The following is an 11415-nucleotide window of genomic DNA, read 5'->3' as shown; positions in this document are numbered from 1 at the left end:
TCCCCGATGGACTGCGCAGCAGTCCCTCTTTTTGGGGCCGCTTCGCAGTCCATCGGGGATAAATCCCCTCACCACGAATGTGTGCCTGGCGGCTAACGTGTCGAATCGCAGGCAAAAAAAAGCCAGCACTTATGCTGGCTTTGAGCTGTTCGGTGTGGCTCAGGACGCGTCTGCGGCCATTTCAGCGTCGTGGGCGATCAAGGACACCAACGCGTTCTGCTGACGGTGAGACAGTTGACGGAAGCGTTGCAGCAGCTCGCGCTCGTGCAACGACAGCTCCGGGCTGTCCAGGCGCATGCTCAGCTCTTCGCCCAGTGCGCCTTCCTGAATAAGACTCTGCTCAAGGCGCGCAATGATCTCGGAGTTCATGCTGCGATGATGATTGCGAGCCACCTCGGCAATGCGTTCACGCATTCCGTCTGGCAGACGTACGACAAACTTGTCAGCCGTACGGCTGGAATAAATTGCCTGTTTCAATGGGCGCATATATTTAACCGGTTAGTTCAGGGGAGCGGTTCTCGGAATTGGCCGCAGGATGTGTGGTAGGACAAGCATCCGCGCCAAATGGTTCAACCTGAATTGTTAAGAGGCCGGCATCATGCCTCAAAATTGCCAGATCATTGGCGTCAATTCTGTGACAAATATTGAGCCGGGTAAAGGCGTAATGCCAGCACCAATTATCAGAAATGCGGACTGGTTTGAAAACTTTGCCTTCACCCGCATGACTGACCGCTTCCAAGTGCACATCAGTTGATGTCCGAAGACCTCAGAGCGTGCATGCTATGCGGCTTTCGATCCTTGTTCCTTACCTGTACAGGATAGTGGCAATTTGCCGATTTACTAGCGCTGAAGCATGCCGGAGGGCGTTTTCAAGATGGATGGCAGGCTTATTTATCTGATGGGACCGTCCGGCTCAGGCAAGGACAGCCTGATTGAGGCCGCCCGTGAGCCACTTCGTGCGTTGAACTGCGAAGTGATGCGTCGAGTGATCACGCGCTCAGCGGAATCGGTGGGCGAAGACGCAATTGGCGTGACGCCAGAAGAGTTCGAACAGTGCCAGCGGGCAGGCGATTTTTCCCTCGCCTGGCAGGCCAATGGCCTCGCCTATGGCATTCCCGCACAAATGGACGAGTGGTTGAAATCCGGGCGACATGTATTGGTGAATGGTTCTCGCGCCAACCTACGGCAGGCACTTGAGCGCTACCCGACACTGCTGCCGGTTTTATTGACGGTGAAGGATGAGGTCTTGCGTGAGCGACTGCTCAGACGGGGCCGCGAGACGCTGGAGCAAATCGACGCGAGACTGGCCCGCAATACGCTGTTCAAGGACAGGCGATCAAGTGATGAGCCCGTCCACCTGATCGATAACTCGGGCGCCTTGGCAGACGCCGTCAATCAACTGCTGAAATGGATAAAAATCAACGCAACACCGGATCAAATTTGATCTTGCGCCCGGCGACCAGCGCCAGCACGAACAACACCGCAAACACGCCACAACCAACCAGGGGCAGGGTGATTTCGGTTTCCTCGAACAGCGAAAAATGCACAACGCCACTCAATAAGGCGAGGATCAGAAATCCTGCTGCTGATTTGGACATGCTGTACTCCTGAAAATATTTCAAAAAACCAGACGTTCGGAAACGTGTGCTGACATTGCCTGCTGCGGCTCGCTGACCGCTTGAGGCGCGAAGCTCTGCGCGTTCAACACCGCCAACTGCGGCGCTCGCTGCACCTGCAAGTAATGCGGCATGCGTTGGGCGACCGGCTCGGCGCGCTCCGGAACAAAGTGAGGACCGACCAAAACCGTCAATGCGATTGCGTTTGCAAGCAAGAGAGTGCTGTTCATGGCGCGGTGCTCCGATTGTTCTCGATGAACAGACAAAGCAGCCGTCGTGCCAACAGTCTAACCGCTGTTAAGTCCTTTAAAAACAAGCATTTGGCAGAGTTTTTCGGATTGACGAGGTTGCACTCTGCAATGATGGCGTTTTGCGGTAGTGCAAAATGCACGGTAAAACTTCCCGCAGGATTGCAGGGCGCCTGCCTACACTTAAAAAGCCCTACGGACGACATGACAAATCGGGGCCCTGCCGTTAACATGCACGCCGTCCGTCGCGTGGCGTTCAGCCGCGACAACCCTGTGTCTCAGTAGCTCAATTGGATAGAGCATCCCCCTCCTAAGGGGAAGGTTGGCAGTTCGAACCTGCCCTGGGACACCATATAATTCGAGGCTTCCCGCCGTTCTCCCCACCATCTCTTAGCTTCTGTGGTTACATGGTGGGTGCAATTGGTGATCAAAGTCGCTTTTGACCTTTAGAGGTTGCTTATGCCAAATGCTTCCGAAGGATCACCGTTAGTTAGCGTCTTCATCTCATATTCGCACGACAGCCGAGATCATAAGGAATGGGTTGAGGTCCTTGCTAGACGGCTTGAGTTCGATGGAATTCACGTCATTCTTGATCAATGGGATCTTCCATCCGGAGGGGATCTTCCGCGCTTCATGCACTCCATGGCATCCGCGGACAAAGTGATTGCCGTTTGCACACCTACCTATGTCTCCAAAGCCGACTCAGGCAAGGGAGGGGTTGGATACGAAGCAATGATTCTCACCGCACAGCTCATGAGAAATGTAAAACTGGAGAAAATCATCCCAGTCGTCCGTGTACCTGTCATAGATGGGGATAGCGTGCCGATATTTCTCACTTCTAAAGTGTATGTCGATTTCCGGAATGATCCTGAATTTGAGCAGAGCTATGCTGATTTGATTCTTGATATCTATGATCAGCGAATAAATCGGCGTCCGGTGCGCGGCCAGAGTCCGTTTCAAAGCCTTTCGCCCTCGACAGTCGCTGCCGCAGCTATTCGTTCTATGGAAGAAAGCAAATCACAGGCTTCGGCACCATTGGCTACCGACGGCCTGGAAAAATTGGTTGCAGGTTTATCCGGTTTTGCGTCATCAGATCTGGAGGGGGTCGTAGATTTCGACTACTCCAACAACAATGGCGAATTTTTATGCGGCTTTGGGAAGCTAGACTTCCTCACTAAATGGAGCAGCGCTTCTAGCACCTCGATTCACGTCTACAGCGATCCTCACAACATTGCTGGCGTGGCGATTGCGAGAGGTGCGAAGGAAGCTCGAGAAGTCGTTAATCCACAGAGCTGTGATTTTTCCTCTCGTACACGCACCCCTATGATCGGTGAAGTAGTCGTCTTCAAAAATACAAATGGATTTTTTATGGCTGCTAAGATCGAGAAGATAGAAAGCTCTAGTAGAGGTAGCGTAAACGATAGGCTGGTGTTCTCTTACGCCGTTCTGTCTCAGATGGGTTCTATCAGGGCAGGCTGAGTCAATACTGACTGTTTTATCCTAAGCACCGTAGTTGTTGAGCAGTTAGCGTGCCTAGCCGTGGCGCGAATACCCAGGCCGGCGTAGAGCAGTTCAGAAACGCGTTTGTGTAGATCCTGATCGACTGGTCGCCCTTGGTACTTACCTGCGGCTTTTGCTTTTTCGATGCCCTGGTCCTGTCGTTCGCGCCGCTGCTCGTAATCCTTGCGTGCAATCGCCGCCATCATCTCCACTAGCATTGAGTTAATCGCGCCCAGCATCCGGCCGGTGAACTCATCGCCCTTGGTGTCCCGCATTCCCAGGTGGCTGGTCGGCAGGTCGAGTGCGACGATGCGCAAACCCTTGGAATCGACCACAGCCTTGAGCTTCTGCCAATCATCCACAGGAAGGCGCGAGAGGCGGTCTATCGACTCCACCAGCAGTACGTCAACCTTGCGCGCATCTTTGAGCAGGCGTAGCAACTCAGGCCGATCTGCCGACGCGCCGCTGGCGTTCTCCAGGTACACACTGGCGATTACCTTGTTGTGGTCGGTGGCGAATTGCTCGAGTGAAGCCCGGGCAGGCCGGCATCCTGCTCTTCAGTCGATGCTGGGAGGTATGCGCGGATGAACATGATGTGCTGTCCGTATCAGTTAAGGTGTTCTGCTAATAATGTTGCACTATGAGTGTCACTTATCGAGCGGAATGCGCAAATAAACACGAATTTTCGCGTATCAGCTCAGGCACACCTTAAGTGCTACACGAAACAGGATGGAGCGGGACTGAAATAGTTGGTTTTGGCGGATCGGAAGGAGGGATTTTTGTTGCAGTAATTCGATACTAGGCAAAGTGATACAGCAGCTCAGGCGAACGATTCGTTCACCCTAAATCTGAGGTCGGGTGCGGGGGGGGGGGGGGGCACTGGCGAGTGGTGGGACTTCCTCAATTTGAGGAACACTCCCTAAAGGGGGAAGTTGAACGACCCGACCTCAATTGGGGGCTGGACCTGCCATCCCATTCCGGTAGGGCAGGTGTCGTGACACGTTTTGCGAATTATGAAAACATGTCGCGTACCAATGACCAACTTCGGATCTTGCGAGGGACAGGTTTACTCCGTCGGTGGAAACCTTCCCTCAATAGGCCTGACCCTTCAATGGGGAAATACCCCTGAACGGTGGGAATTTCGAACCACGGAGAAATCCTCGGTGGTTCGCGGCCAGGGCAAAGTGAGGGAATCTCAGTTTGGTCTGGATCACTCAAATGTGAGCCAGTCATTTCGTAAAGCGAGTCTCTAGCACCTGGCCAGACGCTTCATCGATCCGGCAACTGCAGCCAGCAAAGTTCCCAACCCACAGCGGCTCCTCGTTCGTCACGTCGGTATAGGCATCAACGGCCCCCATTCCAATAGCTGGCGCGCGCCATAGAAGATTGCCGGAGCGGTCATAGCAGAAGAGGTTTCGAGCAGGGATATCCCTCTCAAAGGCCATCCAGTCGAATATCACCATCACTCGCTCGTTGATCAGCACCGCTTGGAGGGCGGGGTACTCACCGTCAAAACTTATCCCGTTGCCGAATATCTTTTTACCACTGACGTTGAGTTTCATACGTTTTCTTCCTGCCCACCTGCATTTACTCCAGGCGAAATTCCCACCATATCCGGAAATGCGTTTGACCTGTTCCAGCCTGCTGTCAGATTGGAGTGTTCGTCGGTCCTGCATCAAGTGCAATTTTCTCAATTTCTTCTCGATAATAAGCACAAAATTCAATACTTTTCTTAATTAAATAATAAAGATTGACGTATGGGTCTACAATGTTGCCTGTGCTTTTAAGCTCTGGATCTTCGGTTTTTTCTGAGATTATTTCTGCGGCAATGCTTGCTAGTATTTTATCACCGGCATTTGTTGTTTCATTTTTAATTATCAATTCTGAGCAGTCAAGGCTGTTGCTAAAATAGATGAATTCTAAGCATGCTGACTGTAGTGCTGGCCATTCCCTTGCAGGTGCAAAGTTTAGCATGTCTTTGATTGCAGATATAAATAGGTGGAGCTCTCTGAAATAAGCTACGACGGCGCTGGTTTGATAGGAATCCTTCTGAAGTAAAGACGGTCTATGCAAGTCCTTCATGTCGCTGAATGAAAGCCGTAGTTTTTCGACTCCATTTAGGCCCAGCATAGCGTCAAAAGAATAGCGATCTCTGCTTGATAGAGGAGAGCAGACTGTCCAAGCCCTTAAGACGTACAGCTTAAGGTGGTAGCTCACGATCGAATCTTGGTTCAGCATTAAGGCTTGGCTATTCTTGAAGTGCTTAAGATTCGATTCGTAATCTTGTTTTGTGCGCTCGGCTTTAGCAGAGCGCTCTGAAATTGTATAGGAGCATGCATTAAGGAATAGACCGGCGCAGAGCGCGCCCATTATAACTTCGAATGCTACTAGAAGCTTGGTAAGAGTCGTTAAAGGATAAATATCTCCAAATCCTAAAGTGGTTATCGTTACAATGCTGAAGTACAGAAAGCTCCAGAAGTCGGATGGAGAGTTATAAAACTCTTTGTCGCCAATGCAATAATATATTGCGGCAAATACTGGCATGAGAGTCAGAAAAAAAATCCCAATATAAATTGGTCGAACAAAGAAGCCGGCAATTTGCTCTTTCATAAAATCCTTTTTGCGTAGGTGATAGGGTGATTTTACCTGAGTCTTTAGACCGATCGCATGAGTCTCATTGAATTCAATAGCTGCCACGCTGCTACTGCTATTTATTTAGATCCACCCCCAAAGTGACGGTAACCTGGCACCCTAGCTTTATGTTGATAGCATTCGAATGGGGCGTAGTTGGTTACTGACTAGATTTTCGTAATGTTCATTGGCGGCCAACCGATCATGACGGAGAAAGTTTCCGGTCTGACTGCAATCGGACACTGGTGCGCATTGTCGCTGCGGCGCGAGCCCAGGGTAACGACGCGATCGGTGCCTGCTATCTTCGTGCGACATCAGATTCATGACTCTGAGATCTGTCGTTGTAGCCCTCGAAGGGACGAAGAGTCGAGTTGGTCACGCTCATACTTTCCATGCTTCGGGGATGAATCCAGGCCTTTCGATTAAAGAAACTATTTCTTCGCTGGAAGCCGTAGGTGATACCCATACGAGCGCTTCCATCGTTGCAGAACCATTCAATATCTGCTGAAAAACTGCGCGCGCGGCATTGTCATTTGACGCAATTATCGCGTTCTGATCTACAGCAGCGTCAACAATATGGGCGTCTTTTTCTGCGATCCGCTTGTTTTCTTCAGATATTGCCGCAACGCGTATTTCATTCGCGACTGATTCAGTAGGTTTTACTCGTAATATCTTCTTTTTAGCTGTCATTGATGAAAGCCAGCTTGCCGAAAATTTTGAACGGTGTTTTTTCCACTCTTCAGATAAAGTGGGGCAGAATATTGCAATTGTTTCCGACTTGATCATAGCCTGCATGACATTTCTTGCCCCTTTCGAACTCGGGACCTCGCTTAGTCCGGCACATCTTGCAACATCTGCGTCTAAGACAAACCGCTCACATTTAATTTTCATTGTTAGCTGCCTCTTCGACTGCATCGAGATATTCTTGCTCTACATCTAGTGCGATGCTGTCGAAGTCTTCGGGCCAGTCACCAAATGCACCATATTTATCTAGAGTGGCCTGTGTTATTTCTGTTTGTCCTGTTGTCGGATTTTGAACAAACCAGTTGAGATTGACTGAATCGCCATCCATTTCGCCTTTGGCAACAAGAATCTGAACTCCTCGTATTAAGATTGAGCTGTGCGTTTCAATAACAACGTCGATGCTATCATTCGAAACTGCTGAAGCGATTATTTTAGATAATTCGTACTGTGCTCTCGGGTGTAGGTGTAGTTCCGGCTGCTCAATGTAAACGACTTGCCCCTTTTTCGCTGCGAGTAATGCTACGAGAACAGGCAAGGTTTGCGAAACACCGAAACCTACGTCGGCGATATTCACGTAGTCAGCTGAGTTACCACCACAACCTCTATGTCTCGATATTTTTACTTCGAGTCTCGTTTCGTTGATGGATGAAACTTCAATTGCTGAGGCCAATCCAAGCTGATTTAGCCATTCGATTAGCTTAAAGAATTTTGGCTTTAAGCGTGGCGTTGTTTTCCACTTATAAATAATGCTGGCGACATATCTTTCAAATGAGCCTGGGTATAAAGACTCTGATGAGGCAACCCTATATGATCTTTCAGGGTTTCCTCGCAAACCGGGTACGTGAATAAGATTTGTGGCTATGTTTATGAGCCTTTGTGCAGGTGCAATACCTGCTCCAAATGGAGTTGTTTTTTTCGAGATCTGCATTTGTATCTCGAGGAAACAACGATCTCGCACAACCTTCCAAATTAATCCAGGAATAGATTGGAATAATGTTTTGAAGTGTTCGAATTGTTTATTGTCTAGGATTTTCTTAATTTCTGAGGACTTCAAACCTAGATATAGGTGAAGGCCATCTTTAAAGTGCTCGCTTTCGTCATAGACACTGTCTATGGTGATTCCCCGCTTAGGAGTGAATTTATACACTGCCCTAGTGTAACCTTTGTCTGTACGGACTGATACGGAGAAATGAGCTGGTTTTGTTTCGGGGACTTTAGATACGATCTCACTTGAGTCGGTGAGTCGTACGTTAGGGCCGTCAAGTAATAATGAGCCCGCGTCAAAATCGTTTTCTAATGACTGCTTTATTAGTAGTAGAGGCTGCATGAAGCTTGATTTTCCGGAACTATTTGCTCCGGATAATATAGTTAGCCCCCCAACGATTATCGATCGTTCGTCTGCAATAGACTTATATCCTTCAACGGAAATCTTCATAAACATCCTTATCTATAATATACCTATGGAGGCATTCTGCTATCAAAGCTGAAAAAAAAACAAGCGGCTTGCTTCAGGATTTTTGTCTTTAGTCATTAAAAGTTTTGTGCGGCGCTGACAATACGTCCGCTTCCATCTCCTCGCACGTCTTGCCCGAGAATTGCGCTTTTTAACAACTTCGTAGGTCTTGTGCATGTGTATGAATCTAGTCCAGCTCGCCCTCGATTAACTGCCCGTCCACCTCAATCAGGCGCTTGATCAGACCTTACTCACAAGCCTTATCTCTCTCCGCTCGCCACTTGTTCGCACTCTCACGTTCTGCACGAGCTTCTTCTTGACGGGCGTCGAGTGCTTCCCGAAGTCGTTTGGTCTCTTCAGCATCTAAGTAGCGGACCAGTCCCATCGAGTCGACCTTTAAGGCTTTGAGCCTGTCCATCGGGTGGGCATCGATGTACTCCCATTCAACGGCTCTGCTGAATACGCCGCTGATTGAGCCCATCTTCCTGTTGACCGTCGACGGCTTATTGCCTGACTGCATCCATCCCGTACGGATCTGGTCCAGGTCGCAGCCAGTGATTGCATCGAGACGCTGGGGCATGATTGCTTTGAAGTTGTGGTCGAGCGTGTGCAGGGTTTTCTCATACCCTTTGTGGTGCGCTTTGAACCAAGGCATATATATGTCATCGATAAACTCGCGTAAGGAAGGGAGGGTAGCGCCTCTTCGTCCTTGGGTAACGGCTAGCGGTTCCCCCAGGGTTCTTGCCTCTGCAAGATATTGAGTAGCCTCCGCTCGCGCTTGCTCCAACGTCAGTATGCCAATGCGACCCAATGTCTTCTTGCGGCCCCTGGCCCAGGTCACTACATAGGACTTGGCGCCCGCGGCAGTGACAAGCACGAACAGACCGCTAACGGTGGTATCGTGGACCTCATATTCGTGGCCGGTTATCTGCAGGGACGCCAGCAACTTGGCGGTGAGCTTTTCTTTCAGTTTGTTAGCATGGGTGCATTCTGGGTGCAAAAAGAACTATACGACGTCGTTTTTACGGACACAACCGGATGAAAATCCCAATGAATGCGGGGTTTTGCTAGTGTTTACAGGCGCTTGGATAGCCCTCCTAAGGGGAAGGTTGGCAGTTCGAACCTGCCCTGGGACACCATATGATTTCGGCCTGTTCAGGCCCTTCTTCTGACGGCTACGTTTATCTGCATCAGCCGCGTGGCAGCAGAAGAAGCAAATAAAGCCCCTTTCAGGATGATCCGGAAGGGGGCTTTTTCGTATTCACTGCCGTTTAAGGATGATGCCAATGGATGGCCTGAAAGTATTACTCATCGCTGCGCTAGTGGGGTTATCGCTGATTCAACCGTCACTATCCTTCGCGGATAACGTCAACGGGAAGAATCTTTATTCGCAGCGATGCGCCATGTGCCACGGCGGCGATCTCAAGGCATCAGGCCCCTTGGCGAAAAAAAGCAATCCACCGACGCCCGATCTGACAACCTCGGCTTTCAAACAACGCCTGAAGGATTATCCGGGCGTTATCGTGTCATCCGTCATTCTTCGCCCAAACGGGGACTTGATCCCCAGAACATTGCGCGAGAACGCTGTGAAGGTACCGCCACACGTTTGGACAGTTCAGGATTTTCGCGATCTGAATCAATACATGACGGCTGTGATTGCAAAAAGTCGATGACGTTCAGATGAAAAAAGCCCCGCACGGAGTCATCTGTCGGGGCTTTTTCATGGGGCAGGCGCCAGGGCTATTCCTCAGCACCACCTCCGGGTTTGCTGATGGACGTGCTGATCGTGGTCATGCGCCGACGTCCATTGACCTTGTAATCGCGCTCCTGGTCTATCGCGCCTGGCTTGCGCAGAGTCACTTGCGCATACAGGCCATCCTTTGCGCTGTAGGTGCCGAACCAGTTATTCAGTCGCGCAATAAAGCATTCGCTACCGATGATCACCGGGAAGTCGGCGACTTGCTCGATGGCGTAATAGCCTGCGCCGTAACCGTAATATTCCTCGCTGTCGGTGGCGGACGGAGGAATCGGGCACATGGGCTTTCGCTCTTGCCCGGTGTCGGAGGTTTCTTCCTCGACTGTAGCCAAGCCTTGGGTGAGTGCCCGGTGTAGGTCTGGTTTCAGTTTATAAGTGCTTTTGTGCTGATCATCAGGCTGAGTGCGAGGGATGCTCAGTTGATAGCGATAACGAACCGTCAGCTTGGGCACCAAGTGATTCGGTTGCCACGGGCTGAGCAGGTAGATGTTATCGACGCCGTACCAGCTGTCACGATAGGCGGCGTAGACCTTGCCGCGAAGGCTGATCCAGTTCACAGACTGGTTGGACCCACGCTCGTTGATGGAGTAGAGGGAGCCGCCAATGGATTCGCCGTCGGACGCCTGGGTTCTGCGGGTGAACCGGTCGCCATCACGGTGAAAGATTTCCACGAACGTGAACAGGCCGGTGCCACCGGTGTAGGTCTGAACGATAAGGTCGCGTTGCCCGTCATTGTCCAGATCCAGCAGGGTGAACGACGTTGGGCCCTGAGCAGTTTCAGCCTCGAAGTCCGTGGCGCTCAAAGCTTTCCACTCGTCGGGGGAAACACCCTTGGGGATGCGCTTAGGGATGTGGGTTTTATCAGAGAACTGATCGTCGTCAGGCTCTGAGGAAAACAGCGTCTCAGGGCTTTTTATCGTCAGTGAAGCGAGCGTCCGTTCCAGAGCAAACTCCGGATCATTTTGACTGGCCGCCTGAATACGCTTTTGCAGATCATCCAGTACCTCTTTGTCGACGCCGGTCGGCTGCTGGGCGACAACTTCAGCCCACTGCGCCTGCAAACTTTTCAGCTGTTCGCGATAACGCTGATCCAGGCACGAAACATCCTCAGCGCACTCATTTCGCGTTTTCAACCAAAGCCGTTGCGTGCTCTTCAGTTGCGCTCGAGTCTCGACGGAAGCCTTCATCAGATCCCGATAAACCTCGCCCATCTGCGTATCCAGTTCATACAAAGCGGTATTGGCACAAATAGTCTTTTCGACGGCGTTCGCCGCTTTTGTGCAGTCCATTCCGGTCGCCATGGCGTGCTGGATAAACAGCAGCGCACAAGCGGACACGATGTAGCGTCCTTTGAGGTACACGAGGTCAGCCTTGTAGTGGGAAGTTGCCAGGCGCGCAGGGTAATCGCTGCGCAAGGAATCTTGAAGCGTGCGCTTCAGGGAACGGCACTTCTGGCCGATAACCCGA

At 50.9% G+C, this 11415-nt stretch carries 12 protein-coding genes, 1 tRNA gene and 1 pseudogene; 4 read left to right on the top strand and 10 right to left on the bottom strand.

Annotation, left to right across the window (positions count from 1 at the left end):
* Window positions 1–159 precede the first annotated feature (159 nt).
* On the bottom strand, window positions 160–486 hold the full coding sequence (locus KI231_RS22080) for an Arc family DNA-binding protein (protein ID WP_003178899.1): 327 nt from the start codon (window positions 484–486) through the stop codon (window positions 160–162).
* Window positions 487–874: 388 nt separating this feature from the next.
* On the opposite strand from KI231_RS22080, the gene phnN reads away from it, so the two are divergent.
* Window positions 875–1444, top strand: coding sequence for a phosphonate metabolism protein/1,5-bisphosphokinase (PRPP-forming) PhnN (gene phnN, locus KI231_RS22075; RefSeq protein ID WP_213026338.1), 570 nt, complete (start codon window positions 875–877; stop codon window positions 1442–1444).
* Here phnN and KI231_RS22070 read toward each other — a convergent pair.
* Entirely contained in the window at window positions 1419–1598 is a 180-nt protein-coding gene (locus KI231_RS22070) for a PA3371 family protein (protein WP_103304098.1), read from the bottom strand. The genes phnN and KI231_RS22070 overlap by 26 nt on opposite strands.
* A gap of 20 nt (window positions 1599–1618) precedes the next feature.
* Window positions 1619–1846, bottom strand: coding sequence for a hypothetical protein (locus KI231_RS22065; protein WP_213026337.1), 228 nt, complete (start codon window positions 1844–1846; stop codon window positions 1619–1621).
* 293 nt (window positions 1847–2139) lie between these two features.
* On the opposite strand from KI231_RS22065, the gene KI231_RS22060 reads away from it, so the two are divergent.
* Both KI231_RS22060 and KI231_RS22055 read left to right on the top strand, forming a co-directional pair.
* A tRNA-Arg gene (locus tag KI231_RS22060) sits at window positions 2140–2216 on the top strand.
* 107 nt (window positions 2217–2323) lie between these two features.
* Complete coding sequence (locus KI231_RS22055; RefSeq protein WP_213026336.1) at window positions 2324–3343, top strand: toll/interleukin-1 receptor domain-containing protein; 1020 nt, start codon at window positions 2324–2326, stop codon at window positions 3341–3343.
* On the opposite strand, the pseudogene KI231_RS22050 reads toward KI231_RS22055, so the two are convergent.
* The 6 genes and pseudogenes from KI231_RS22050 to KI231_RS22025 form a co-directional block, all read right to left on the bottom strand.
* Window positions 3316–3956, bottom strand: a pseudogene (locus tag KI231_RS22050) (recombinase family protein). The gene KI231_RS22055 and the pseudogene KI231_RS22050 overlap by 28 nt on opposite strands.
* Before the next feature lie 637 nt (window positions 3957–4593).
* Window positions 4594–4926 carry a DUF7957 family protein gene (locus tag KI231_RS22045; RefSeq protein ID WP_213026335.1) on the bottom strand — a complete coding sequence of 111 codons (333 nt, stop codon included), beginning with the start codon at window positions 4924–4926 and terminating at the stop codon, window positions 4594–4596.
* A gap of 85 nt (window positions 4927–5011) precedes the next feature.
* Window positions 5012–6061: a potassium channel family protein gene (locus tag KI231_RS22040; protein ID WP_213026334.1), complete on the bottom strand. Its 1050-nt coding sequence runs from the start codon at window positions 6059–6061 to the stop codon at window positions 5012–5014.
* Window positions 6062–6376: 315 nt separating this feature from the next.
* The gene (locus tag KI231_RS22035) at window positions 6377–6790 is read right to left on the bottom strand and encodes a hypothetical protein (protein ID WP_213026333.1); all 414 of its coding nucleotides are present in this window, start codon (window positions 6788–6790) and stop codon (window positions 6377–6379) included.
* A gap of 85 nt (window positions 6791–6875) precedes the next feature.
* A complete protein-coding gene (locus KI231_RS22030) occupies window positions 6876–8174 on the bottom strand; it encodes an AAA family ATPase (RefSeq protein WP_213026332.1) in 1299 nt (432 codons plus the stop codon).
* A gap of 265 nt (window positions 8175–8439) precedes the next feature.
* Complete coding sequence (locus KI231_RS22025; protein ID WP_502937325.1) at window positions 8440–9138, bottom strand: site-specific integrase family protein; 699 nt, start codon at window positions 9136–9138, stop codon at window positions 8440–8442.
* A 349-nt stretch (window positions 9139–9487) separates the two neighbouring features.
* Here KI231_RS22025 and KI231_RS22020 point away from each other — a divergent pair, with 349 nt between their 5' ends.
* On the top strand, window positions 9488–9865 hold the full coding sequence (locus KI231_RS22020) for a c-type cytochrome (RefSeq protein ID WP_213028829.1): 378 nt from the start codon (window positions 9488–9490) through the stop codon (window positions 9863–9865).
* 67 nt (window positions 9866–9932) lie between these two features.
* Here the strand turns inward: KI231_RS22020 and KI231_RS22015 are convergent, their stop codons facing one another.
* Complete coding sequence (locus KI231_RS22015; RefSeq protein WP_213026331.1) at window positions 9933–11309, bottom strand: lysozyme inhibitor LprI family protein; 1377 nt, start codon at window positions 11307–11309, stop codon at window positions 9933–9935.
* Window positions 11310–11415: the final 106 nt, after the last annotated feature.

Origin of the sequence: Pseudomonas sp. Seg1 (assembly GCF_018326005.1) — a bacterium.
GTDB lineage: Bacteria > Pseudomonadota > Gammaproteobacteria > Pseudomonadales > Pseudomonadaceae > Aquipseudomonas.
Note: the sequence above shows the minus strand (reverse complement) of the source record. Positions and strands in the feature narration are given on the sequence as shown.